Annotated in this window: 21 protein-coding genes and 6 tRNA genes; 18 read left to right on the top strand and 9 right to left on the bottom strand. The window is 41.2% G+C overall.

From position 1 onward, the window contains the following. Positions 1-8: 8 nt before the first annotated feature. Positions 9-1,136 carry a multidrug effflux MFS transporter gene (locus PR809_RS18650; RefSeq protein ID WP_166266328.1) on the top strand — a complete coding sequence of 376 codons (1,128 nt, stop codon included), beginning with the start codon at positions 9-11 and terminating at the stop codon, positions 1,134-1,136. Between the two features lie 156 nt (positions 1,137-1,292). Here the strand turns inward: PR809_RS18650 and PR809_RS18645 are convergent, their stop codons facing one another. Together PR809_RS18645 and PR809_RS18640 are read right to left on the bottom strand one after the other, a co-directional pair. Continuing rightward, positions 1,293-2,036 carry a type 2 GTP cyclohydrolase I gene (locus tag PR809_RS18645; protein WP_102138325.1) on the bottom strand — a complete coding sequence of 248 codons (744 nt, stop codon included), beginning with the start codon at positions 2,034-2,036 and terminating at the stop codon, positions 1,293-1,295. Positions 2,037-2,269: 233 nt separating this feature from the next. Continuing rightward, positions 2,270-2,476, bottom strand: a complete 207-nt coding sequence (locus PR809_RS18640; RefSeq protein WP_036957942.1) for a YbfA family protein — start codon at positions 2,474-2,476, stop codon at positions 2,270-2,272. A 440-nt stretch (positions 2,477-2,916) separates the two neighbouring features. Here PR809_RS18640 and kdpF point away from each other — a divergent pair, with 440 nt between their 5' ends. The 7 genes from kdpF to PR809_RS18610 all read left to right on the top strand — a co-directional run bounded on the left by kdpF (position 2,917) and on the right by PR809_RS18610 (position 11,283). Then, entirely contained in the window at positions 2,917-3,006 is a 90-nt protein-coding gene (gene kdpF, locus PR809_RS20150; RefSeq protein WP_102138324.1) for a K(+)-transporting ATPase subunit F, read from the top strand. Between the two features lies 1 nt (position 3,007). Then, positions 3,008-4,711 carry a potassium-transporting ATPase subunit KdpA gene (gene kdpA / locus PR809_RS18635; RefSeq protein WP_206276594.1) on the top strand — a complete coding sequence of 568 codons (1,704 nt, stop codon included), beginning with the start codon at positions 3,008-3,010 and terminating at the stop codon, positions 4,709-4,711. Between the two features lie 13 nt (positions 4,712-4,724). Continuing rightward, positions 4,725-6,788 carry a potassium-transporting ATPase subunit KdpB gene (kdpB, locus tag PR809_RS18630; protein ID WP_272524630.1) on the top strand — a complete coding sequence of 688 codons (2,064 nt, stop codon included), beginning with the start codon at positions 4,725-4,727 and terminating at the stop codon, positions 6,786-6,788. A 10-nt stretch (positions 6,789-6,798) separates the two neighbouring features. Then, complete coding sequence (gene kdpC / locus PR809_RS18625) at positions 6,799-7,392, top strand: potassium-transporting ATPase subunit KdpC (RefSeq protein ID WP_206276593.1); 594 nt, start codon at positions 6,799-6,801, stop codon at positions 7,390-7,392. A gap of 8 nt (positions 7,393-7,400) precedes the next feature. Beyond that, positions 7,401-10,088, top strand: a complete 2,688-nt coding sequence (gene kdpD / locus PR809_RS18620) for a two-component system sensor histidine kinase KdpD (RefSeq protein WP_206276592.1) — start codon at positions 7,401-7,403, stop codon at positions 10,086-10,088. 15 nt (positions 10,089-10,103) lie between these two features. Beyond that, complete coding sequence (gene kdpE / locus PR809_RS18615) at positions 10,104-10,790, top strand: two-component system response regulator KdpE (protein ID WP_229597550.1); 687 nt, start codon at positions 10,104-10,106, stop codon at positions 10,788-10,790. Positions 10,791-10,893: 103 nt separating this feature from the next. Beyond that, on the top strand, positions 10,894-11,283 hold the full coding sequence (locus PR809_RS18610) for a DUF5329 family protein (RefSeq protein WP_206276596.1): 390 nt from the start codon (positions 10,894-10,896) through the stop codon (positions 11,281-11,283). Between the two features lie 232 nt (positions 11,284-11,515). On the opposite strand, the gene glnS is transcribed toward PR809_RS18610, so the two are convergent. The 7 genes from glnS to nagE all read right to left on the bottom strand — a co-directional run bounded on the left by glnS (position 11,516) and on the right by nagE (position 19,094). Beyond that, a complete protein-coding gene (gene glnS / locus PR809_RS18605) occupies positions 11,516-13,183 on the bottom strand; it encodes a glutamine--tRNA ligase (RefSeq protein ID WP_148241592.1) in 1,668 nt (555 codons plus the stop codon). Between the two features lie 169 nt (positions 13,184-13,352). Beyond that, positions 13,353-14,168, bottom strand: coding sequence for a sulfite exporter TauE/SafE family protein (locus PR809_RS18600; RefSeq protein WP_206276591.1), 816 nt, complete (start codon positions 14,166-14,168; stop codon positions 13,353-13,355). Between the two features lie 173 nt (positions 14,169-14,341). Continuing rightward, complete coding sequence (locus PR809_RS18595) at positions 14,342-15,109, bottom strand: SEL1-like repeat protein (protein WP_166266316.1); 768 nt, start codon at positions 15,107-15,109, stop codon at positions 14,342-14,344. A gap of 35 nt (positions 15,110-15,144) precedes the next feature. Then, positions 15,145-16,398, bottom strand: coding sequence for a hypothetical protein (locus tag PR809_RS18590; RefSeq protein WP_272524628.1), 1,254 nt, complete (start codon positions 16,396-16,398; stop codon positions 15,145-15,147). Positions 16,399-16,576: 178 nt separating this feature from the next. After that, positions 16,577-16,711, bottom strand: a complete 135-nt coding sequence (locus PR809_RS20095) for a colicin E3-like toxin immunity protein (RefSeq protein ID WP_256372929.1) — start codon at positions 16,709-16,711, stop codon at positions 16,577-16,579. Further along, positions 16,708-16,803, bottom strand: coding sequence for a colicin E3-like toxin immunity protein (locus PR809_RS20090; RefSeq protein WP_336298725.1), 96 nt, complete (start codon positions 16,801-16,803; stop codon positions 16,708-16,710). The genes PR809_RS20095 and PR809_RS20090 overlap by 4 nt, the downstream gene beginning before the upstream one ends. A gap of 263 nt (positions 16,804-17,066) precedes the next feature. Beyond that, positions 17,067-19,094: an N-acetylglucosamine-specific PTS transporter subunit IIBC gene (gene nagE, locus PR809_RS18580; protein ID WP_166266310.1), complete on the bottom strand. Its 2,028-nt coding sequence runs from the start codon at positions 19,092-19,094 to the stop codon at positions 17,067-17,069. A 417-nt stretch (positions 19,095-19,511) separates the two neighbouring features. On the opposite strand from nagE, the gene nagB reads away from it, so the two are divergent. The 10 genes from nagB to PR809_RS18530 all read left to right on the top strand — a co-directional run bounded on the left by nagB (position 19,512) and on the right by PR809_RS18530 (position 25,681). Further along, positions 19,512-20,315 (top strand): glucosamine-6-phosphate deaminase, encoded by an 804-nt coding sequence (gene nagB / locus PR809_RS18575; RefSeq protein WP_102138314.1) that lies wholly within the window; start codon positions 19,512-19,514, stop codon positions 20,313-20,315. Between the two features lie 74 nt (positions 20,316-20,389). After that, positions 20,390-21,553, top strand: a complete 1,164-nt coding sequence (nagA, locus tag PR809_RS18570) for an N-acetylglucosamine-6-phosphate deacetylase (protein ID WP_206277019.1) — start codon at positions 20,390-20,392, stop codon at positions 21,551-21,553. Between the two features lie 11 nt (positions 21,554-21,564). Continuing rightward, a complete protein-coding gene (gene nagC / locus PR809_RS18565) occupies positions 21,565-22,788 on the top strand; it encodes a DNA-binding transcriptional regulator NagC (protein ID WP_102138312.1) in 1,224 nt (407 codons plus the stop codon). A 370-nt stretch (positions 22,789-23,158) separates the two neighbouring features. After that, positions 23,159-23,235: transfer RNA gene (locus PR809_RS18560), tRNA-Met, on the top strand. A gap of 7 nt (positions 23,236-23,242) precedes the next feature. Next, positions 23,243-23,327, top strand: a tRNA-Leu gene (locus PR809_RS18555). A gap of 30 nt (positions 23,328-23,357) precedes the next feature. Further along, positions 23,358-23,432: transfer RNA gene (locus tag PR809_RS18550), tRNA-Gln, on the top strand. Positions 23,433-23,464: 32 nt separating this feature from the next. After that, positions 23,465-23,539 (top strand) — tRNA-Gln (locus PR809_RS18545). A gap of 48 nt (positions 23,540-23,587) precedes the next feature. Next, positions 23,588-23,664 (top strand) — tRNA-Met (locus PR809_RS18540). Positions 23,665-23,675: 11 nt separating this feature from the next. Next, a tRNA-Gln gene (locus tag PR809_RS18535) sits at positions 23,676-23,750 on the top strand. A 575-nt stretch (positions 23,751-24,325) separates the two neighbouring features. After that, positions 24,326-25,681 (top strand): dicarboxylate/amino acid:cation symporter, encoded by a 1,356-nt coding sequence (locus tag PR809_RS18530; protein WP_206277018.1) that lies wholly within the window; start codon positions 24,326-24,328, stop codon positions 25,679-25,681. Positions 25,682-25,719 lie beyond the last annotated feature (38 nt).

Raw genomic sequence — 25,719 nt, 5'->3', positions numbered from 1 at the left:
GAAAAAGTATGAAACACCCTCTTTCATTATGGCTTGCTGTTGCCTTAATGATGTTTCCTCAAATTGTGGAAACCATATACAGCCCCGCTCTCACTGATATTGCCAGCGCTTTCTCAGTAAATGCGGAACAAGCTTCACAAACACTGTCGCTTTATTTCTTTGCTTTTGCATTAGGCGTGGTGTTTTGGGGACGTATGTGTGACACCTTAGGGCGTCGCCCGACTATTTTGGCGGGTTTATTGATTTACGGTATTGCGTCTGTTGGTGCATTATTTGTCACACATTTTTATTTATTATTATTAATGAGAATGTTGTCTGCATTTGGCGCTGCCGTCGGTTCAATCGGTACACAAACCGCTATGCGTGATAGCTACCAAGGCCATGAATTAGCGAAAGTTTTTTCTATCATGGGTGTTGCTTTAGCAATCAGCCCTGCGTTGGGAATGTTATCTGGTGCTGGACTCGTCAGTTTTGGCGGTTATCGAACCGTTTTTATCGGCTTAGCTATTTTAGCTGTGGTGCTTTTTCTCTGGTCAGCCTGTCGTTTACCTGAGACCAAGCCTGAAAACGTGACGCAAGTCTCATTTATTGAGACATTTTTACGCATGATCGCTGATAAAGAAATTGCTAGAAATGTGATCTTGATTGCATTTTTCAATATTAATTTATTTAGCTATTATCAGCTGGCTCCATTCAGTTTTGAACAATTAATGCTCACTCAACAACAGTTTGGATTAACAGGGATATTATTAGCGCTTGGGGTTGGTTTAGGTTCGATATCAAATCGCTATTTATTGGCTAAAAAACACACATCTGAGCAGCTTGTAAAACTGTCTAGCGTGATTTCCTTGGTGAGTGGCTGTTTGGTTTTTGTGCTAATGGATTCAATTTGGTTCGTTTTACCCGTTATCGGAGTCGTTATTGGTTACGGAATTGCGATCCCGAACATACTTGCCCATGCATTAAACCGTTATGGTGACAGAAAAGGCACCGCTGGCGCAATTTTAGGTTTATTTTACTACATCGGACTCGCCATCGGTCTAATGGTCGCTGGCTGGAGCCAACACTTAGGTTTAGTGTTAACTATTTCAAGTGCAGTATTAGTTTTCGCATCGTTAAAATACCGAACCCAATAGCTATTTTTATTTTTATTTTCAATAGATTATCAATCTTCTAAGTATTTCGAATCACAGCTAGGCGGCAAAAGAGTGAAGCCCTAGGAACATACACAAGTATGTGACTAGGGTTCACGAATGCAGCCAACAACGCTGTGGTTTGAAAGACGAAGAAGATTAGGCAGGGTTATCGATATCGATAAATTCGGCATCTAACCCATGTTCATCTACGAGCCACTTAGTCAACGCCTTGATCCCATAACGCTCCGTTGCGTGATGCCCTGCGCTGTAGAAATGGATCCCCATTTCCCTTGCTATATGAATGGTTTGCTCAGAAACTTCCCCTGTTACAAAGGCATCTACACCAAATTCAGCTGCTTGTAGAATGAAGCCTTGCCCTCCCCCTGTACACCATGCGATTTGGCGAATTTCTTCTTTTGCATTATCACCACAATGCAGGACTTTACGGCCAAGACGAGTTTCTAAACGAGACGTTAACTCTGAAGGCGTAATGGGTTGGTCAAAAAAACCAAATGGCATTAATGGGTCGATTTGGCCATTCACCTGCACCCCCATAATATAAGCAAGCTGGGTATTATTACCTAATTTGTGGTGCGCATCTAATGGGAGGTGATAACCATATAGGTTGATATCATTCGCTAATAATGTTTTTAAGCGATTTTTTTTCATCCCTTTGATAATGGCTGGCTCATTTTTCCAAAAATAGCCATGGTGAACAATGATGGCATCGGCTTTCTTTTCAACAGCGGCATCTAGCAATGCTTGGCAAGCTGTCACACCGGTGATGATTTTATGTACATGTGGCCGCCCTTCAACTTGCAATCCATTCGGTGCAAAATCTTGGAACTCACTAACTTTCAATTCATCATTAATGATTTCTTCTAATCTTAAGTTATGCATTATATTGTCCTTTTTACTGCACAGCTAAACTGTTTACCCACCAGTTTGAACGTAATTAACTGATAATCAATAAGCATAAACGGAAACATGATTTTTTTCTGTGTTATTTAGAGCAAATCGCGGGTATTGCCCCATGGAAAATAACTGATCATAAAATAAAGAATGGAAGATAAAAAAACAAAACCCCCACAATTCAACATTGTAGGGGTTATTACTAGGCACTCAACTCTAAATTAGCGATGACTTTCCAGTGTTGTCTCTGAGCGTTCTAACCAAACGGGTTTATCGCTAGTCTTAGCCCAAACCTTATGTAAATGGCTATAAAATTTTGCTCTTTTTGGATAAAAAACCATAACCGGAAACGCAATAATGCCAGCTGTTACAGCAGCAGTGCGGCGTGCAAGTACCTGATTACGGGAATATTCGCGATATGTGGACATCGATATCCTCCTTCAGTTGCCACTTTATTTGTCGATCCCAGCGTTGCTCTATCATTCCCCATTAACACACATTTCCCATTAACACAGTAGTAAAGAGCGACTAAAACCGAGCAGATAATATGAAAAATATTGACTGTGAATAGAATATCGCAAATTGTGTAATAAAACCACTCATCTGACCACTTTAAATGTAAATATGACTAAAAAAACGGACCATTCCGTATTTTTACTACATAATTTAACCGAATTATGTTTTATATAAACATAAAAATCACAATCACATAACAATTGGCAATTCCCTTCAGAGATAACCACGTACTCTTTCAAGCAAATAAATCGTCATTTTTATACTTTTTTTACACCCAGCCCGTGCTTTTTATCAGCTTCTTTACAGTGAACCCTTTAGCCTTATCACATGGAAATAATAAGGAGAAAACACTGTGTCATTACTTTCCATTACTGGGGCAGTTCTCGTCGTTTTACTGCTAGCGTATCTGATTTATGCCCTGCTTAACGCGGAGGATTTCTGATATGGCGACTACCACATTGCTATTTTTAGGTAGCTTTTTACTGATCCTATTCATCTTAGCAAAACCTTTAGGTAATGGTATTGCTCGGTTAATCGACAATGACATACCCCGTCGATTAGAAGCCAGTGAATCCCTACTTTGGCGTTTAACAGGTGTCAAACAGCCGGGAAGACACATGGCTGAGATGAATTGGCAGCAATATGCCTTAGCGATTGTATTATTTAATTTTTTAGGTTTTATTCTATTATTCGCTATTTTAATGAATCAAGGCTATTTACCGCTTAATCCACAACATTTTGGGGGAATGAGCTGGGACTTAGCCTTCAATACCGCGGTTAGTTTTATTACTAATACAAACTGGCAAGCCTATAGTGGCGAAAATACATTAAGCTATTTAAGCCAAATGGCAGGGCTGACAGTCCAAAACTTCCTGTCTGCTGCCACAGGGCTTGCCGTTGCCTTCGCAATTATTCGTGCTTTTTCACGCCATGGCAGTAAAACTGTCGGCAATGCGTGGTTAGATATTTACCGAATTACGGTGTATTTACTCTTCCCTTTAGCGGTTATTTTTGCGCTCTTTTTTGTCAGCCAAGGTGTTATTCAAAATTTTTCCAGTTATTTACTTATTCATCCTTTAGATAGCAGTGAACAGCTACTCCCTATGGGGCCCGTTGCATCACAGGAAGCGATAAAATTGCTCGGCACAAATGGCGGTGGATTTTTTGGCTCTAACTCATCACATCCTTTTGAAAACCCAACGGCACTCAGTAATTTTGTACAGATGTTAGCGATTTTCCTCATTCCTACCGCGCTTTGCTTTGCTTTTGGCCGTGTTGTTGGTAACAACAAACAAGGCCACACTTTACTCTGGGTTATGGGGATCATTTTTGTGGTTGCTGTCATCGTCGTGGTTAAAGCGGAATATGTGGGAAACCCATTTTTAACCGAACTACACGCAACGAGCTCCGCCAATATGGAAGGAAAAGAGAGTCGCTTCGGTATAGTTGGCTCCGCTTTATTTGCCGTCGTTACCACCGCGGCATCTTGTGGTGCGGTTAACGCAATGCATGACTCCTTTACCGCAATGGGCGGGATGGTACCAATGTGGTTAATGCAAATTGGTGAAGTCGTATTTGGTGGTGTCGGTTCAGGTTTATACGGTATGTTGCTATTTGTGCTACTTGCTGTATTCCTTGCTGGCCTGATGATTGGTCGAACCCCTGAATACCTCGGTAAAAAAATCGAAGTGCGTGAAATGAAAATGGTTGCACTGGCAATTTTGGTCACCCCAACCTTAGTGCTGCTAGGTACAACTATTTCATTAATGAGCGAAGCTGGGCGGGCAGGGATTTTAAATCCAGGCGCTCATGGGTTTAGTGAAGTGTTATATGCTTTTTCTTCTGCTGCCAATAATAATGGTAGCGCTTTTGCAGGTCTCAGCACAAATACCCCGTACTACAATGTGCTACTTGCAATAGCTATGTTTATCGGTCGCTTTGGTGTCATTCTTCCTGTTCTAGCGATCGCGGGGTCTATGGCCAATAAAAAACCACAAGCCCAAAGCCACGCCACTTTACCAACGACAGGCCCTTTATTCATTGGGTTACTGATTTTCACTGTGCTTCTCATTGGTGCCCTAACCTTTGTACCAGCCCTTGCTTTAGGTCCAATTGCTGAACAATTACACATTGGTTTTGCGGGATGATGAGGAGGAAAATATGAACAATAAAAATATTAAATTATTCGATAATAAGCTAATCAAGCAGTCTATTTTTGAGTCTATCAAAAAATGTACACCACAAGCACAATGGCGTAACCCGTTGATGTTTGTAGTTTTTATTGGCAGTATTATCACTACGTTTCTCTGGTTAGCCATGGTAATGGATTACACACAAGGCAGTGCTTGGTTCAGTGGAATGATCACCCTTTGGCTATGGTTTACAGTTATTTTTGCCAACTTTGCAGAAGCACTTGCTGAAGGGCGAAGTAAAGCACAAGCCCAAAGCTTAAAAGGCGTTAAACAACAAAGTAGCGCAACGCGTTTAGCTTTGCCCTCACTGGATGCGAGCCAAGAAATAGTGAGTTCAGACCAGTTACGTAAAGGCGATATAGTGTTGATCCGTGCAGGAGAAACCATTCCATGTGACGGTGAAGTCATCGAAGGCGGTGCTTCGGTGGACGAAAGCGCAATCACTGGGGAGTCCGCCCCTGTGATCCGTGAATCCGGTGGAGATTTTTCCTCTGTAACAGGGGGAACTCGCGTACTTTCCGATTGGCTGATCGTGGAATGTACCGTTAACCCCGGTGAAACCTTCTTAGATAGAATGATTTCCATGGTTGAAGGTGCGCAACGCCGTAAAACACCCAATGAAATCGCACTCACTATTTTGTTAACTGCACTCACGATAATTTTCGTCCTCGTTTGTGCAACTTTGTACCCTTTTACCCTTTTTGCCGCAGATTATGCAGGTGCTGGCGATGCGGTTTCTATTTTAGTATTGATTGCCCTATTAGTCTGTTTAATTCCAACCACCATTGGCGGCTTGCTTTCATCTATCGGCGTGGCAGGGATGAGCCGCATGTTAGGGGCAAATGTGATTGCCACCAGCGGTCGCGCAGTGGAAGCAGCAGGAGACGTTGACGTTCTATTACTCGATAAAACGGGGACAATTACACTGGGAAACCGCCAAGCCTCCGAATTTTTACCGCTAACGGGTATCACTGAACAGCAACTGGCTGATGCCGCACAATTGTCTTCTTTAGCCGATGAGACACCTGAAGGGCGCAGCATTGTGGTGCTAGCGAAACAAAAGTTCAATTTACGCGAAAGAGACATTCATGCCCTGAATGCAACCTTTGTTCCTTTCTCCGCGATGACACGTATGAGTGGAGTCAATATTGGCGAACGGATGATCCGCAAAGGTTCTGCTGATGCGATCCGCCGTTATATTGAAGCTAACCAAGGTAAATTCCCTGTTGAAGCGGATCAACTGGTCGAAAAAGTAGCCCATTTAGGTGGAACTCCACTTGTGGTGGTTGATAATAAGACGGTTTTAGGTGTTGTTGCATTAAAAGATATCGTCAAAGGGGGTATGAAAGAACGCTTTGCCCAAATGCGCAGTATGGGTATCAAAACTGTGATGATCACAGGGGATAACCATTTAACAGCCGCGGCAATTGCAGCTGAAGCAGGAGTGGATGATTTCCTTGCAGAGGCCACACCGGAAGCCAAACTCGCGTTGATCCGCCAATATCAAACTGAAGGCCGCTTGGTTGCCATGACAGGTGACGGCACCAACGATGCGCCAGCACTGGCGCAAGCGGATGTCGCAGTGGCAATGAACTCTGGTACCCAAGCAGCAAAAGAAGCCGGTAATATGGTGGATTTAGATTCTAACCCAACCAAGCTGATTGAAGTGGTGCATATTGGTAAACAAATGCTGATGACCCGTGGTTCATTAACGACGTTCAGTATTGCCAATGATATTGCTAAATACTTTGCGATTATTCCTGCGGCCTTCGCCGTAACATGGCCACAACTTAACGCATTAAATGTAATGCATTTGCACTCACCTGCCTCTGCAATTCTTTCCGCAGTGATCTTTAATGCATTAATTATTATTTTCCTGATCCCTCTAGCAATTAAAGGGGTTAATTATCGCCCAATGAGCTCACAATCATTATTGCAACGTAACTTAGGTATTTATGGTTTAGGCGGGCTGATTGTGCCATTTATTGGGATCAAGCTCATTGATCTATTTATTAGTCTCTTTGGGATTTAAGGTATTGATTATGAATATGATCCGTTCATCGATTATTATGCTATTAATACTCACTCTTTTTACCGGTATAGCCTACCCATTAATGGTAACGGGCCTCGCTCATGTTTTCTTTCCATGGCAGGCTAATGGCTCTTTGCTCACTCAAGATGAGCGTATTGTTGGCTCAGCTTTGGTCGGGCAAAATGTGAGTAACGTCCGCTACTTTCACGGTCGCCCCTCCTCAACTATTGATAGCCCCTACAATGCATTAGCTTCTGGTGGAAGTAATTTAGCGGTCAGCAATCCATTATTACAACAAGTTATGACTGAACGCAGTGAACAACTGCGCGCAGAAAATCCCGATGCCAGTCGTGCAATTCCCGTGGATTTACTCACAACGTCTGCCAGTGGCTTAGACCCCAATATTGCTATTGATGCAGCGTTATACCAAGCGCCACGCATTGCAAAAAGCAGGCAAATTCCATTGGATGCGGTAAAATCATTGATAGAAACACATACTGAACAGGCACTGTTACCCTTTTTAGGCGAACCAGTCATTAATGTGCTAAAACTGAACTTAGCACTTGATGAATATCAACAACAAATAAATAGTCAAACTCACTAGGGGCTATGATGAACAATCAGGAACCTCTCCGCCCTAACCCCGATGAACTCTTGGCCAAAGCCAATGAAATTGGACGAGGCAAATTAAAGATTTTTTTCGGGGCCTGTGCAGGCGTTGGAAAAACGTATGCCATGCTCCAAGAAGCACAAAGACTCAGAGCACAAGGGCTAGATGTGCTGATTGGCGTAGTAGAAACCCATGAAAGAGAAGAAACGGCCGCGCTACTTGACGGCCTTTCTCTATTGCCACCCAGACGCATTATTCATCACGGTCGTCGCCTAAATGGCTTCGATATTGATGCTGCAATTGCTAGACATCCAGCCATAATTTTAATGGATGAGTTAGCATTTAGTAACCCCAATGGCAGCCGCCATCCTAAACGCTGGCAAGATGTCGAAGAATTGCTTGATGCCGGAATTGATGTGTTGACAACCATTAACGTTCAACACATTGAAAGTCTGAATGATATTGTTGGAAGCATTACAGGTATTCGTGTACGTGAAACGGTTCCAGATCATATTTTTGATGCTGCTGACGAGGTGGTATTAGTTGACCTTCCTCCTGACGATCTACGACAGCGCCTTAAAGAAGGCAAAGTGTACATACCAGGGCAAGCCGAACGCGCCATTGAACATTTTTTCCGCAAAGGAAATTTAATTGCACTTCGTGAGCTCGCACTTCGCCGTACAGCTGACCGAGTTGATGACCAAATGCGTGAATTTCGCGGCGGTAAAGGCCAAGCACCTGTTTGGCATACCCGCGATGGGCTATTGCTATGCATCGGCCATAATAGGGGAAATGAAAAGTTAGTTCGTACAGCTGCTCGGCTTGCTGCAAAATTCGGTAGTGTCTGGCATGCTGTTTATGTTGAAACCCCTGCACTTCATCAGCTACCTGAAACCCAGCGCAGAGCTATCTTAAAAGCGTTACGCCTTGCTCAAGACTTAGGGGCAGAGACGGCAACGTTATCCGACCCTTCAGAAGAAAAAGCGATATTACGTTATGCACGAGAACATAATTTAGGAAAGATATTAATTGGCCGACGTGATAAATCAAACAAATGGTTTAAGCTCAATTGGCGCCCCGGCTTTGCCGATCGCCTTGGTAAGCTCGGCCCTGATCTGGATTTAGTGATCGTCGCACTTGAAGAGAAAAGTGAGTGGGATAAAGAACCGGAAAGAAAGCCGTTCTCTGAAAAATGGCGATCAGATATGAATGGCTATTTAATGGCTATTGTAATGTGCGCCACTATCACTTTATTTTCTCGCACTTTTTTATTGGCTCTCGACAAAGCCAACCTCGTGACACTCTATCTATTAGGTGTCGTGTTAATCGCATTATTTTATGGCCGACGCCCCTCTGTCTTTGCCGCGCTGGTCAACGTGATCAGTTTTGACCTGTTCTTTGTTCAACCCCATTTTTCCCTTGCTATCATGGACATGCAATATTTAGTCACTTTTACGGTGATGCTAATTGTTGGGGTTGTTGTGGGAAATCTAACTGCGGGTATGCGATACCAAGCACGTATCGCTCGGTATCGCGAACAACGGACACGTCATCTATATGAAATGACAAAAGAATTAGGCCAAGCCATCACTACAGATGATATCGGTAAAACAGGGTATCATTTTCTCAATAATGCCTTCCAAGCCAAAAGTTGCTTATTATTACCTGATGAGGATGGCCAATTAACACCGTTACAATGTGATGGCTACACTGCAATGCAAATTGATAAAGCCATTGCTAAGTGGAGTTTTGATAAACGCCAGCCCGCCGGTGCTGGTACGGATACTTTGCCAAGTGTTCCTTATCAATTACAACCGATCACTACAGCAGATCAAACTCTTGCCGTTCTTGCCATTGAGCCAAGAAATATGCGCCAGTTATTGATCCCAGAACAACAACGTATGCTGCAAACCTTCACGGGGTTGATTGCTAGTGCTCTTGCTCGTCTACAACTGACCAAACAAGCTGAGTCTGCCAAATTAGATATTGAACGTGAACAACTGAGAAACTCGTTACTTGCTGCACTTTCTCATGACCTAAAAACACCGCTTACCGTTTTATTCGGTCAAACTGAAATTTTAATGTTGAATTTATCTGCGGAAAACTCACCACTTACAGAGCAAGTTAACCAAATGCGCCAGCAAGTGCTTAGCACCTCGCGTTTAGTGAATAATTTATTGGATATGGCTCGCTTGCAATCTGGTAGTATTCAGCCCAATTTAGCGTGGGAATCGCTGCAAGAAATTACCAGTAGTGCCGTTAGAACTTTGGATTACACCTTACACAGTCACCCTTTAGAAATTGATATTCCAGCCGATTTATTACTTTATTGTGATGCTAATTTGATTGAACGGGTTCTAATCAATCTATTAGAAAATGCTGTAAAATACAGCCATAACGATACCCCGATTGGTATTCGAGCTGCCGTTGAAGGTCAAAAAATTCACATCGAAATATGGGATGCCAGCAATGGGATCCCAAACGGGCAAGAAAAAAATATTTTCGACAAATTTTCTCGAGCGCAAAAAGAGTCAGCGATCCCAGGGGTTGGCTTAGGGCTCGCTATTTGCCGTGCTATAATTCAATTACATGAAGGGGAAATTTGGGCGCAGAATAATGATAAAGGTGGAGCCAGCTTCCACTTTGTCTTACCCCTAAAGCAACTACCTGATATCGAAGTAGAAACATAAAGGATTAGCAATATTGTGAGCACTAGCCATCAAATTCTAGTTGTTGAAGATGAAAAAGAAATCCGTCGCTTTGTTCGCTTGGCGCTGGAAGGTGAAGGCTGGAAGGTCTTTGAGGCGGAAAATTACCAACGCGGCCTCATTGAGTCCGGTACGCGGCAACCTGATTTATTGATTTTAGACCTTGGCTTACCTGATGGCGATGGACTCAATTTGATTCGTGAACTACGCCAGTGGAGTAGTATCCCTATCATTGTTTTATCCGCTCGTGAAGAGGAGTCACAAAAGGTGGCTGCATTGGATGCAGGCGCTGATGATTACCTGACAAAACCCTTTGGTATTAGTGAATTACTGGCTCGTGTTAGGGTCGCTTTACGGCGGTTTGGCAAAGTTTCTCAAGAAAACTCAAAATGCCAGTTTGGGGATATCACTATCGATTTTATTAATCGAATTGTTACCAAACAAGGTGAAGAGCTCCACCTTACCCCAATTGAGTTTCGTTTACTCAGTGAACTGGTGGCTAACAGTGGCAAAGTATTGACTCAACGGCATTTGTTACTACAAGTGTGGGGGCCTAATTATGTGGAACATAATCATTACCTACGTATCTATATGGGTCATCTACGACAAAAACTGGAGAATGACCCTGCTCGCCCTATTCACTTATTAACCGAAACAGGGATTGGTTATCGCTTTATGCCTTAATCAACTATCAATAATTGAATTCTAAGAATCTTACCGATAGTTTAAATTAAAAGTCTGCTTATAATTTTCTCACCTTTATTTCTATGGAGAGAAATTCGTGCAAATGCTTACTACCCAGCTATCAAACCGTTTTTCATCTGCATTAGTACTTTTTTTAAGTGTTTTTGTTACCACTCAAGCCCTTGCATTAAGCCCTGAAGAAAAAATGCGTACTGAATCATTATTAGCAGCACTTGGTAAACAGCAAAATCTTACATTTACCCGTAATGGTACTGAACATTCCGCTGTCGATGCAGAGTCTCACTTGAGATTAAAATTACGCAAAACAGAGAAACGCCTCAATACTGCAGAACAATTTATTGATAACGTTGCTTCAAAGTCATCAGTTACGGGTGAAGAGTATCAAGTCAAAGATGCACAAGGAAATGTGACTTCCGCGAATGAATATCTGCATGAATTATTAAAAGAAAAAGTGGATAACAAATCTCAGTAAGTCGTATTACCCATAGAAAAAGCCGTGATATTAACTAGAAATATCACGGCTTTTTTTGTTCTAATGCTCTCGAACAGCCCTCTAAATAATTTATTTGTCAGGGGCAATCCTCTAAATCATTCGTGTTGTAGGAAGGCAGCAAGACCGCTAGACCCTAGGAGCATACATAAGTATGTGACTAGGGCTAGTGGGTGAAGCTAACACACCTACAGCGCGAAGGATAACGAGGATTTTAGTTAGACTCGAGCTTCGCCCAAGTATCACGCAACCCCACAGTCCTATTAAACACTAAATGATCTGCACTGCTTAAACGGTTGTCAGCACAGAAATAGCCTTCACGCTCAAATTGGTACGCCTTTTCTGCCACAGCACCTTTCAGGCTCGGCTCAACAAAGCCTTGGCGAATAACCAGCGACTCAGGGTTGATAACCGATAAGAAATCGTCTTCTGCACCTGGGTTTGGTACTGTAAATAAACGGTCATACAGACGAATTTCTGCCGGTAATGCATGAGCGACGCTAACCCAATGAATAACGCCTTTGACTTTACGGCCATCTGCTGGGTCTTTATTCAATGTGCCTGCATCATAAGTACAGTAAATAGTTGTGATATTACCATCAGCGTCTTTTTCAACACGCTCTGCCTTAATGATGTATGCATTACGCAAACGAACTTCTTTACCTAAGACTAAACGTTTATATTGACGATTCGCTTCTTCACGGAAGTCCGCGCGGTCAATATAGATTTCATTGCTAAATGGTACTTGGCGCGTACCCATCTCCGGTTTATTTGGATGGTTTGGCGCTGTTAAAATCTCTTCACCAGCAGGCATGTTTTCAATCACCACACGAACTGGGTCGATAACCGCCATTGCACGCGGTGCTGACTCATTCAGGTCATCACGGATACAAGACTCTAAAGAGGCCATTTCAACGTTGTTGTCTTGTTTAGTAACACCAATACGTTGGCAAAATTCACGAATAGAGGCTGCGGTATAGCCACGACGACGTAAACCTGAAATGGTTAACATACGTGGGTCATCCCAACCATTTACATGTTTTTCAGTGACTAATTGGTTCAGTTTACGCTTAGACATCACCGTGTATTCCAAATTCAGACGAGAAAACTCGTACTGACGTGGATGGCAATCAATCGTGATATTGTCTAGAACCCAATCATATAAACGACGGTTATCTTGGAACTCTAGCGTACATAAAGAATGCGTAATGCCTTCTAATGCATCAGAAATACAATGCGTGAAGTCATACATTGGATAAATACACCATTTGTTGCCAGATTGGTGATGTTCCGCAAACTTAATACGATATAAAACTGGGTCACGCATCACCATAAATGGGGATGCCATATCGATTTTCGCGCGTAAACACGCTTTTCCTTCTTCGAAACCACCTTCACGCATTTTTTCGAATAATGCTAAGTTGTCTTCAATTAGGCGCTCACGGTATGGGCTATTTTTACCCGGCTCTTTGAGTGTCCCACGGTATTCACGAATTTCGTCTGGGCTGAGTTCGTCAACATAAGCTAAGCCTTTTTTGATCAGCTCGATCGCGTACTGATACAAGGTATCAAAGTAATCAGAGGAATAACGGACATCACCGCTCCACTCAAAACCAAGCCATTTAACGTCTTCTTGAATGGAGTTAACGTATTCGACATCTTCTTTTACCGGGTTAGTGTCATCAAAACGTAAGTTACATTGGCCCTGATAATCCTTGGCAATGCCAAAATTCAAGCAGATTGATTTCGCATGACCAATATGTAAATAGCCATTCGGTTCAGGTGGAAAACGCGTATGCACTGACGTGTGTTTTCCGGTCGCCAGATCTTCATCTATGATCTGACGGATAAAATTTGTTGGGCGAGCATCTGCCTCATTCATTGTCATCATTCCTCAATGCCAAAAGCGCGCTAAAAGCGTGTGGTAATTAAATATATTCTACCATAATCAATCAGGAAACAACCGTTTGATTGCGCCAAGTGCAGCAAAAGCGATGATCAGTAGGAATTTAGGACAAAAACCTCATCTTTACTCACCAATATACGCGATCCTAAGCCAGTATCATGACAGCTAAAACCACGAGTAACAGTAGCGGATAGCTTTGGGCATGGCGTTTATCGCTCAGGTAAAGCATTAATAAAGAAGCAAAACGGATCCCTAACCACGATGTCGCAATTAAAATTAACGCCCCTTTGATATAGATCATCCCCAGAAAACCCGCTCCAAGGTCAATATGTTTATCAATGGCGAAATAAAAATAAGTTAATGTACCCGTGATTGCCATTGGTAATGTTAATGGGTTCGCAAATGCAGCAGCTTGGATCATACTCGCGCCTCTACGTCGCATTAAAGGGACTGTCATCACACTGCCACCAACCCCAAGAAATGCCGCAACAGCACCAATCACCACACCAATAGGAGTATCGGCAAAAATACCGCCACGGGAGTCTTGTATACCTGTAGATCCTGTATTCATAAAGCCGGGACGAATAAAACAATCTAAAATAGTGATGACGAGATAACCAATAAATATCCAACGAATTAATGCACTATCTACGGATAACGCCACTATTGCCCCTAGAATTCCGCCAATTGAAATAGGGATAATAAAAGGGCGAATAATTGGCCAACTCAGGTTGCCTTTAAGGTAATGAGCACGACTCGAAAGCGTCGATGAAAAGATCATCACACAGGTTGATGTTGCCACCGCAATTTGCATTGCCACACTGCCTGCATCGCTTTGCGGCCCCCACACTAAGGTAATCAAGGCATATAACAGTGGAACCGTAATAAAACCGCCACCGAAGCCGAATAGTGCGGTGGTGATCCCCGAAATAAAGCCAAATAAACACAAAAGCAGTTCCACAGATAAACCCTCTCAAGTTATTGAGAAAATATTTTATCGATGAAAAAAGCCCCTTGCTTATGCAAACTTGACAACTTAGTTTGAGATTTCGCCAATATTATTAATAAATGCAACTTTTAACGTATTATTCATAACGACCTTTCATATTAGTCATAAAATAAAATTTTGATAAATTAACCAATCGCATCTTTCTCTTTCTGATTTCCTCTATGTTTTTTTAAGTACGCTTCTATTTTCTTTTCTACTTTATCATTACATTCTTTTACCCAGATACGGTTATTCGGGTTTTGTTGCTTACATTTATCACCTTCATTTGATATTTTGAGTAAATCAACATATGTATCAAAATTCTTGAGGTAATATGCATCTTGCCCCTTTGGGTTATCTCTTGCGGCCATTTCTAAATAGTATTTAGCTTTATTAAAGTCCTGAGGGATCCCGCCGAGTCCATGTAAATAAATCGTCGAAAGATTTTTTCCTGCGACAAGTACCTTATTACCATGAAGGTGGTAAGCTCGTTCATAATATGAAATTGCTTCTGGCATATTTATTTCCCCCCCATTACCATGCTGATAGTTTACCCCTGTAAATAACAGAGCTAACCCATTGTTAGAATTAATTTTTAATACTCTCTTCAAAAAGAAATTTGCCAGTGCACACTCTTCTTTTGCAGCTTTCACATTATGTAAATGCTTAAAATCGGTGCAACCAATTCTGAAAAAAGAAAACAAAACATAATTATCATCTTCATTATTATTTTTTAATGCCCGATGATATAACTCAAGCACTTGCTGTTGGTTTGCAGGATAAGAAACTTTTTTAGGTAGGTCTGGGTCATAACGTAGTTCTGTTTCATTATACCCAATGGTATATAGACGATCTCTTACAGTTGGAATTAAAGGAGGATTTGTATTTCCTCCCCAAGTTGGAGTCCCTATCATGAACGCTCCTATAACGATAGACCATGAAAGCAACCTCACGAGATTTTTCCTAAATCATTGGTAGAAAGTGAAGTTGCATGAGGATAGCTTGTTATGGTGTCTGCAATTAAAAAGATACAGTCATCATTTGAGGGGAATGAAAAACCAACGATATTATCAATAAGTCGATTAAAATTTTGTTGTAAATTAATCGTATTCGTTCGCTGGTGAAATAATACATCAACGATTTCAGTTTGCTTATTATTATCCCAACTTACCTTAGCCATTAATTTATGGAAATTACCATTCTCATCATAAAAATTGAGCTCATTTGCATTCAACTCAATTGCGTTAATGCCCATATTACTTAAATTTGTTAATTCATGGAATTGACTAATACCATCCGAATTTTTATCTTGCCAGACTTTTAACTCCAACCAAAACTTATCACTTGAATTAATAGTTCTATCAGTATTACTGTCCAATTCAGATAAAGCAGAAAAGCCATCTTTCAGTTGTGTATTACTAATCTGTAGGCTATTGTTACCAAACAATTCGTTACCTGAATTAATCATGCCATCTTTATTTTTATCCCACACCAGTAATCCATCATCTGGGTGTACCCAGCCTGTTCGCGACTTAATTGCATTTCCTTTAAAATCGAATTCAACGCCAAAACTTTCTACTAAAGTTTGTACACCATTACCACCTAAGTCAATTACTAATGGTGTTTCGTAATCATCAGCCAAATTGTCTAAGTTCTCATAAACATCATCAGGCCAAAAAGGGATATTAATGCCTTGCATGCCTGCTTTTTCTAGCTCTGACTGAACAAATTTACCGCACGTTTTTTCCCCAGTTAAACTAAATGGATTATAATTCGGAGGCTGCGTTTTTCCTGTTTTATAATCATGCATAGCCGTATACAGATTATTGAAATGACTAAAAAACTGTTGATTATTTGATGTTATCGTCAATGTGGAAGCACTTTTATAACGAACATGATCATTAAAAGACAAATTATCTTTTGATGACCCCCAATCTTCTCCTGGACTAAGTCCCATGCTAATTTGTTCATAACTATGTGTCACAGGATTAATGCCTCGAATACTAATATAGGTATGTCCCCATTGTGATGTATTCCCCGTGTCTTCTCCTAACTGATTGTAAATTGGACTACCTTTAGGCGCCACATGAATGGTTATGCTGGGTGGCCCTATCTGCATCGGGTCATGACCTGCGCCTAAGTTTCTATGTATATTCATATCTTCTAGTTTATGGATCTGTAGGTGCTTTATTGACTCTGTCATAATACATATTCTTTATGTTATTACTTTGAATAAATCCCTAATATTTCCACAGATTTTTATCTTTATTTTAAATAAATTACCAATTATTTTAAATAGCCCCTATTTTTATGGGAAAATATTAACCTGCATAAAAATAAGCAAATTAAATGATTTACTAATAATTTATAAATATAAATAATTACCATTCTTCTCGATAATCTAATGAAACTTGATAATCATATTTATTAAATTTAACTTTATGTTTTATATGCTTTTGAAGATTAGAGACCCAATCAGAAAGTACATCAAAACAACCATTATAATAATATTTTATTCAGGGTTAATAGTTTTTTCTATAATGCTACCAGCATCCCCTAAGTCAAGAGAATACTCTTCACCAACATATTCATTTGGTTTGTTTATCAAACCAAATGAATTTTCAATCCCATTTTTCTCCGTATAGATTCTTTGTTATATTGCTTTTAGGCACTTTTATTTTAATTACTCTCGTATTTCAGCCTCTCCACAAAGCTAACAATTAATTATATTTAATTTATAAACCAAACTCAATTTATACTGATTATCATTATTTGTTATGCCCTATATGATTATCTTTTTCTTATTTAAACTACATAAATAAAGAGGGTGGCCTAAGCCACCCTCTTACTCACTTATAATATTAAGCTGAATTATTTCAGAACATTATAAATAACCGTTTCGCCTGCTTTCACGTCGCCTTCAACTAAAATCTCAACGCCAGCGAAGTCATCGATATTACTAATGATAACTGGGCTAATCATTGATTTAGCATTCGCTTCAAGGAACGGTAAATCTAATTTTAGGATAGGCGTACCCGCAGTTACTTCAGCTCCTTCTTCCACTAAACGTGCACAACCTTCGCCTTTCAGTGCAACAGTATCAATACCCATATGGACAATGAGTTCGACGCCATTTTCTGTTTCAAGGCAGAATGCATGGTTAGTTTCGAAAATTTTCACTACCGTACCTGATGCAGGGGCTAACACTTCACTACTTGTTGGTTTGATGGCAATCCCATCACCCACAATACGGCTAGAGAACGCTTCATCTGGCACATCATCAAGTGAGAAAACTTGACCACTCACTGGCGCAACCAGAGATAAAATCACATTACCTTTTGCTTTTGCAGGCTCTGCGGCTTTTTTCTCTTCAGCTACTGCAACTGGAGCAGAGCCTGCAATTGGGCCTTTTGCAATCACTTCAGTCATTGCTTTTGCCACCAATTCAGCACGTGTACCGACAATCACTTGAACATTTTGTTTGCTTAAGCGGATAACACCTGAAGCCCCTAAACGTTTTGTCATGGCGTCGTTAACAACCGCTGAATCTTTAACACCTAAACGTAAACGAGTGATACAGGCATCAATACTAACGATATTGTCGCTACCACCCACCGCTGCAACATATTGGCGAGCTTCTTTTTGAATATCGCTGTCACTGCTATCAGCAGGGCTAATGCTTTCGTCATAACCATCAATCGTTTCATCACCTGCGCTCTCTTCACGGCCTGGTGTTAACAGGTTGAATTTGCGGATCATGAAGCGGAAAATGACATAGTAGATGCAGAAGAAGACTAAGCCTTGGACAATCAACATATACCACTGAACAGCTAGTGGGTTACGTGATTGCAATAGCATATCGACTAAACCAGCACTGAAACCAAATCCTGAGATCCATTCCATTGTTGCTGCGATATAAACCGAAATACCGGTTAACAATGCGTGGACTACATACAGAATCGGTGCCACGAACATGAAAGAGAATTCGAGCGGTTCAGTGATCCCGGTGAAGAATGCAGCAAACGCACCAGCAATCATAATACCAGCAACTTTTGCCTTATTTTCTGGACGTGCGCAGTGGTAAATCGCTAATGCCGCACCAGGTAGACCAAACATCATAATTGGGAAGAAACCAGCTTGATAACGACCCGTGATCCCCACCGTTGCCAGGCCTGCATCAATTGACTTAGCACCGCCTAAGAAGTTTGGAATATCATTGATCCCTGCAACGTCAAACCAGAACACTGAGTTAAGTGCATGGTGAAGACCAACAGGAATTAATAAACGGTTGAAGAATGCGTAAATCCCCGCACCCACTGAGCCTAAGTCTTTAATACTTTCACCGAAAGACACTAAACCGTTATAGACCACTGGCCACACATACATCAGTATGAAGGCTAAGATGATCATTAAGAATGATGTCAGAATTGGTACAAGGCGACGGCCGCTAAAGAAAGACAACGCTTTTGGTAGCTCTACGCCACTATAACGGTTGTACAATTCCGCAGACAAAACCCCAACTAAAATACCCACGAACTGGTTATTTATTTTACCGAATGCCGCAGGAACGCTTTCCAACGGAACATTCATGATCATGGAATAAGATGCAGGAGAACACAGTGTTGTCACCACTAAAAAGCCGACAAAACCGGTCAGTGCAGCCGCACCGTCCTTATCTTTTGACATCCCATAAGCAACACCAATAGCAAATAGCACGGACATATTATCAATAATAGCCGCGCCCGATTTAATCAGTAACGCCGCGATTGCACTATTGGCTCCCCAACCATCTGGGTCAATCCAATAGCCAATCCCCATCAGGATTGCTGCGGCTGGTAGTACTGCAACTGGCACCATAAGTGCCCTACCAATCCGCTGTAAGTAGCTAAGAATATTCACAAACTCCCCCTTTATAGCCCTATTTTTGCCCCATTTACGGGATCTTATTGTTCACACACCTAAATCATAATTTAGGTTATTGAGAGTATCAATTTTATAGTCTAAATTAATTGTTTCGCGATGCAAAATAAATAGGTTCGATTTGTGATAAATGTCAACGAAAGAGTTACCGATATGACTAAATTACTAGCTATTATTGAAAACTTATTTTATTATTAAAAATAACTTTTTTATACTATTAACCTGTATATTCTCAGCGCGTTTAAAATGCAGGTGTCGCCGTTAAAACGGCACTGTATACCAACACCAACGCGTAATAAATTTGTAGTATAACGAGTATTCCTATATCTAATGAATAACATCAGGGATACATATATATATGAAAGATTTCACAGACTTATTAGAGGTAATTGAGACATGAGGCTAATTCCACTTAACAATGCGCATGATGTCGGCATTTGGTCCGCACAGTATATCGCTGATAAAATCAACGCATTCAACCCTACTGCTGAGCGCCCTTTCGTTCTTGGGTTACCAACAGGCGGTACCCCTCTTGCTACTTATAAAGCTCTGATTGCTTTATATAACGCAGGAAAAGTCAGTTTTAAGCATGTGGTCACATTTAATATGGATGAATATATTGGTATTCCAGCTAATCATCCTCAAAGCTATCACACATTTATGCATGAGAATTTCTTTAACCACATCGATATTCAAGCGCAAAATATCAATTTACTGAATGGCAATGCCCCTGATGTTGATGCAGAGTGCCAACGCTATGAAGATAAAATTAAATCTTACGGCAAAATTAATTTATTTATGGGCGGCGTAGGTAACGACGGCCATATTGCTTTTAATGAACCCGGTTCTTCACTGAACTCTCGTACCCGTATTAAGACATTAACACCCGAAACACGCCAAGCGAACTCACGCTTCTTTGATAATGATATCAACCAAGTACCAAAATTCGCTTTAACTGTGGGGGTTGCCACATTAATGGACGCTGAAGAGTTAATGGTACTCGCGACTGGTGCGAATAAAGCAAATGCAGTTCATGCTGCGGTAGAAGGTTCAATCAACCATATGTGGACAGTAAGCTGCGTGCAAATGCACCCAAAAGCACTGATCGTCTGTGATGAACCCGCAACACTCGAATTAAAAGTCAAAACGCTTAAATATTTCAAACAGCTAGAATCTGAAATTATTGAAAAGTTTAACTAATATTATGTTTATCAATCACCCGATCAGCGAAGGCTGATCGGTGACCCACCTTACAGAGGTCAGGAGTTTAAGCCATGTATGCATTAACAAATTGCATTATTTATACAGGTCATGAAAGACTGGATAACCATGCGGTCATCATCGATGGTGAAATCATCAAAGATGTTTGTCCTGTCTCTGAAGTACCTTCCGATATTCCACAACATGACCTACAAGGTGCAACCCTATCTGCTGGTTTTATTGACTTGCAAGTCAATGGCTGTGGTGGTGTCCAATTCAATGATAATAAAGAAAATGTCACATTAAAGAATTTGGATATCATGCAAAAAGCCAATGAGCGTACGGGATGTACCAGTTACCTGCCAACGTTAATTACGTGCTCTGACGAATTAATGAAGCATGGTATTGAGGTCATGACCGAGTACTTAAAAGACCACAAAAACCAAGCTCTCGGGCTTCATTTAGAAGGCCCATATATTAATGTTATTAAAAAAGGCACACATAACCCTGAATTTATCCGTCAACCATCCGGGCAGATGATTGATTATTTAGCTGCTCATGCAGATGCGATTACGAAGATCACATTAGCGCCTGAAATGGTTGAGCTTGATTACATTCATCAACTGAAAGACTCCGGCATTGTTATTTCAGCTGGACATTCAAATGCGACATATGAAGAAGCCAAACTGGGTTTTAAAGCCGGAATTCGCTTTTCAACGCACCTTTTCAATGCCATGCCATATATTTCAGGCCGTGGTCCGGGTTTAGTCGGGGCTATTTATGACACTCCTGAAGTGTATGCAGGAATTATCGCTGATGGCTTACATGTCCAATGGGCAAATATCCGTAATAGCAAACACTTGAAAGGTGATAAATTAATTTTAGTGACTGATGCCACCGCGCCCGCAGGAATAGATCCTCAAACTGGTGAAATGGATCATTTTATCTTCGCAGGTAAAACCATATACTACCGCGATGGATTATGTGTAGATGAAAATGGCACACTCAGCGGCTCATCACTCACCATGATAGAAGCAGTGAGAAACAGTGTAGAGTACGTGGGTATTCCATTAGATGAAACACTGAGAATGGCAACGCTCTACCCCGCAAGAGCCATAGGAGTTGATGAGACTTTAGGGTCTATCGCTCCGGGTAAAATTGCGAATTTAACCGCGTTTAACCACGACTTCGACGTCCTCGCAACCTATGTTAACGGAGCAGAAGTCTACAAAAAATGAGTAACTAGCTAATGAATCAAAGCCACTCGCTGAAGCAAATTGGTAATATTGATCTCGTCAAACAACTAAATAGCGCTGTTGTCTATAGTTTAATTGACCAACATGGCCCGATATCAAGAATTCAAATCGCGGAGCAAAGCCAACTTGCCCCAGCCAGTGTAACTAAAATCACTCGCCAGCTACTCGAACGTGGTTTAATTAAAGAAGTTGACCAACAGGCCTCCACTGGGGGCCGTCGTGCCATATCTATTGTTTCTGAGCACAAAAATTTTCATACGATTGGCGTCCGCTTAGGCCGCTATGATGCCACCATCGCCTTGTACGACTTAGGTGGCAAAATGATTATCGATGCTCATTACCCTATCACTGAACCCTCTCAGCAAGCGGTGGAACAAAAGCTGATTGCCGCCCTTGAAGATTTTATCGAACACAACCAAAAACGCTTAAAAGAGTTGATCGCAATTTCAATTATTCTCCCTGGGTTAGTTAACCCAAATAGTGGAATTGTCTACTACATGCCGCATATTAAAGTCGACAATTGGCATCTCATCGACAATTTACAAGCACACTTTAGAATAACGTGTTATGCAGGGCATGATATTCGCAGCCTAGCGCTCGCTGAGAGCTATTTTGGGGCAACCCGTGATTGCGAAGACTCACTTCTCGTACGTATCCACAGAGGCGCAGGAGCTGGTTTAGTCATCAATAAAGAGATATTGCTCAACCATAGAGGTAATCTCGGAGAAATCGGCCATATCCAAGTTGACCCACTTGGTGAGCTTTGCCACTGTGGCAATTTTGGTTGTTTAGAAACCATTGCCTCAAACCAAGCAATTGAAGCTCGCGTAAAACAACGTTTAGAACAAGGCTATTCAAGCGCCCTTACACTGGAAACTTGCACGATCTCCCATATTTGCCAAGCCGCCAATAAAGGAGACCCGCTTGCCACGGAAGTTATTCAACACGTTGGTCGTCAAATTGGTAAAGCGATTGCTATCACAATCAACTTATTTAACCCTGAAAAAGTTGTTATTGCGGGGGATATCACGGAAGCGGAACAAATTCTATTACCCGCGATTCAAAGCTGCATTGACACACAAGCCTTAAAAGGGTTTCGGGAAAATCTCCCTATCGTGACATCACAGTTGGTTCACAACTCGGCAATAGGCGCTTTCGCTCTCACAAAACGCGCGATGCTCAATGGTGAATTATTACAAAAACTGTTTGAAAGCTAATTTTTACCGTTGTTTTCTTTAAAGCAGGTCGAGATACCTGCTTTTTTATTAGCAATAATTTGAACGTTTCGTTTCATAGGCTATTTTTCAATCGCTTCGTATTCTTCCTGCTTTGTTCCTGTTACAAATTTTTGCGCCCTTTCACTGTATTACTTCACGCGTCACCAAATTACATTTATCTAACAGGTAAGATAAAAAGTGATTTTTTTCAAATATGGGCTTGTTTTTTGCTGACTTTATCGACAAAATGATTATTCATCAAACAAACAGACGCATTTTCTGAAAAATAGTGCAAAAAGCTGTTGACTGTCGTGTCTGTAATTAGCATAATGCGCCCCGCAACGCCGACGAAGGTTATGCAAAAAAAGATGGCTATGTAGCTCAGCTGGTTAGAGCACAACACTCATAATGTTGGGGTCACAGGTTCGAATCCCGTCATAGCCACCATTATTTTGCGGGAGTGGCGAAATTGGTAGACGCACCAGATTTAGGTTCTGGCGCCGCAAGGTGTGCAAGTTCAAGTCTTGTCTCCCGCACCATTTCCTTCTCGGTAGTATTGAATTTAAGATTGGGGTATCGCCAAGCGGTAAGGCACCAGGTTTTGATCCTGGCATTCCCAGGTTCGAATCCTGGTACCCCAGCCATCTTAATACAATCAATAGTAGAATTTCCCGGATGGGGTATCGCCAAGCGGTAAGGCACCAGGTTTTGATCCTGGCATTCCCAGGTTCGAATCCTGGTACCCCAGCCATCTACTTTCCCTTCTTGTTGCAAACAATCATTTCAAAGAAATTATAATGGCTATGTAGCTCAGCTGGTTAGAGCACAACACTCATAATGTTGGGGTCACAGGTTCGAATCCCGTCGTAGCTACCATTTCTTTTTGTTGGGGTATCGCCAAGCGGTAAGGCACCAGGTTTTGATCCTGGCATCCCCAGGTTCGAATCCTGGTACCCCAGCCATTCTCTCTTTAATCCCCCATAAATTAGATTTCCCTTAATACCCCGCAGTGCATTTAGGCATAACGTATTTATGTACAAAACCCTACCTCTAATCTCTCTTATCACTTTTATTGATAAATGAAATAAAAAATAAAAAAACAGCAGACACGTTCGTTTTTTAATAAACAGGGGATTCATTTCCACTGTTTTCTATATTTTCACCTCTGTTTTTTAGCTTAACTGATTATTTTTTGGCGATATCTTTATTTATTTAATCCCAACACCACTAAATAAGTAGCAACTTAATCGCTAAAAGTGATCTTAGGGCAACATTTACCCTATAAAATTTACGTTTAGGTAACTTTTCTATCAAATATGTGACTTCAATCATTTCTATGTAACCATTTAAAGTGGTAACCTTCCCTAGAATTGTAGTTAGGTATGATTATTACCAGTCAAATTATTATCACTCCCTGGTACTAATGAATTCAGCCCCTTCCTCCATTCCAACTAAATTAGCTCTCAAAAACTCTAATAAAAGTTTTAAACCTAATAATTATAAATTGCCAAACGCAACATTTTTACAGAGAAAATTTATGCGAAACATGATAAAACAACCAATATATAAAATATTATATGTTCAAGTGATAGTAGCCATCGTTCTGGGTATAGCACTTGGTCACTTTTTTCCAGACATTGGAGAGTCATTAAAACCGCTTGGTGATGCATTCATCAAAATCGTTAAAATGATTATCGCGCCAGTTATCTTCTTAACTGTTGTCACCGGTATATCAGGGATGTCAAACATGAAGGCCGTGGGAAGTGTCGCAGGTAAAGCAATGCTCTACTTCATCACTTTCTCGACAATTGCTCTCATCATCGGTCTTATCGTCGCGAATATCATTCGTCCAGGCTCGGGGCTTAATATTGACCCTGCGACTTTGGATAGCAGCAAAGTTGCCACCTACGTTGAAAAAGCACACGAATCCTCGATTGTCAGCTTTTTGATGAATATCATCCCTGATACCGTCATTAGTCCATTGGTCAACGGTAACATCCTACAAGTTCTGTTTATTTCTATCATTTTCGGATTAGCACTCGCAGCAACAGGTAAACACGGTGAGCCAATAGTAAAACTGCTACAAAACTTCTCAGAACCTGTATTCAAGATGGTGGCGATGCTAATGAAACTCGCCCCTATCGGGGCATTCGGTGCAATGGCATTTACCATTGGTAAATATGGAATATCCTCTATCGGCAACTTAATGATGCTGATTATGACTTTCTATATAACATCACTGCTATTTGTCTTACTGGTGTTGGGGGCGGTAGCCAAATATAACGGTTTCTCAATCATTGAACTGATTAAGTACATCAAAGATGAACTCTGGTTAGTATTAGGAACTTCTTCTTCTGAGGCCGCATTACCAAGTTTAATGCGAAAAATGGAACATGCGGGGTGTGAAAAATCTGTTGTAGGCTTAGTGATCCCTACTGGTTATTCATTCAACCTTGATGGCACCAACATCTACATGACGATGGCCGCATTATTTATTGCCCAAGCCACCAATATTGAACTGACTATTTGGGAACAAATTTCATTGCTGCTAGTTGCCATGATAAGCTCGAAGGGGGCAGCTGGTGTAACGGGTGCAGGTTTTATTACCTTAGCAGCCACTTTGATGGTGGTACCAAGCGTTCCTGTTGCAGGTATGGCGCTTATTTTAGGTATCGACCGATTTATGTCTGAGTGCCGCGCTTTAACTAACTTAGTCGGCAACGCATGTGCGTGTATCGTTGTTGCACGTTGGGAAAAAGAACTCGACACAGAAAAGCTGGCTCATGCATTTTCAACAAAAAATGAAACTTTAGATTCAGTGATTACTGAAGATGACAACATCAATACAGATACAAGCAACATTCAGCCGATTGATTTAGCCAATAATAAATAGCACTAACTTCTCCATTTAATAATAAATAGGCCGCTAAT

Source organism: Providencia sp. PROV201 (genome assembly GCF_028479545.1).
GTDB classification, from domain to species: Bacteria; Pseudomonadota; Gammaproteobacteria; order Enterobacterales; family Enterobacteriaceae; genus Providencia; species Providencia huaxiensis.
The sequence above is the reverse complement of the archived record's forward strand: the minus strand, read 5'-3'. Positions and strand labels throughout refer to the sequence as shown.

Bases quoted from the DNA above. Each gene is read 5' to 3' on its own strand.
- nagC (WP_102138312.1), top strand. From the start codon at position 21,565: ATGAATCAAAGCCACTCGCTGAAGCAAATTGGTAATATTGATCTCGTC.
- PR809_RS18640 (WP_036957942.1), bottom strand. From the start codon at position 2,476: ATGTCCACATATCGCGAATATTCCCGTAATCAGGTACTTGCACGCCGC.
- PR809_RS18530 (WP_206277018.1), top strand. From the start codon at position 24,326: ATGCGAAACATGATAAAACAACCAATATATAAAATATTATATGTTCAA.
- nagA (WP_206277019.1), top strand. From the start codon at position 20,390: ATGTATGCATTAACAAATTGCATTATTTATACAGGTCATGAAAGACTG.
- kdpC (WP_206276593.1), top strand. From the start codon at position 6,799: ATGAATATGATCCGTTCATCGATTATTATGCTATTAATACTCACTCTT.
- PR809_RS18650 (WP_166266328.1), top strand. From the start codon at position 9: ATGAAACACCCTCTTTCATTATGGCTTGCTGTTGCCTTAATGATGTTT.
- PR809_RS18645 (WP_102138325.1), bottom strand. From the start codon at position 2,036: ATGCATAACTTAAGATTAGAAGAAATCATTAATGATGAATTGAAAGTT.
- glnS (WP_148241592.1), bottom strand. From the start codon at position 13,183: ATGAATGAGGCAGATGCTCGCCCAACAAATTTTATCCGTCAGATCATA.
- kdpA (WP_206276594.1), top strand. From the start codon at position 3,008: ATGGCGACTACCACATTGCTATTTTTAGGTAGCTTTTTACTGATCCTA.
- kdpD (WP_206276592.1), top strand. From the start codon at position 7,401: ATGAACAATCAGGAACCTCTCCGCCCTAACCCCGATGAACTCTTGGCC.
- PR809_RS18590 (WP_272524628.1), bottom strand. From the start codon at position 16,398: ATGACAGAGTCAATAAAGCACCTACAGATCCATAAACTAGAAGATATG.
- PR809_RS18610 (WP_206276596.1), top strand. From the start codon at position 10,894: ATGCTTACTACCCAGCTATCAAACCGTTTTTCATCTGCATTAGTACTT.
- kdpB (WP_272524630.1), top strand. From the start codon at position 4,725: ATGAACAATAAAAATATTAAATTATTCGATAATAAGCTAATCAAGCAG.
- PR809_RS18595 (WP_166266316.1), bottom strand. From the start codon at position 15,109: ATGATAGGGACTCCAACTTGGGGAGGAAATACAAATCCTCCTTTAATT.
- nagB (WP_102138314.1), top strand. From the start codon at position 19,512: ATGAGGCTAATTCCACTTAACAATGCGCATGATGTCGGCATTTGGTCC.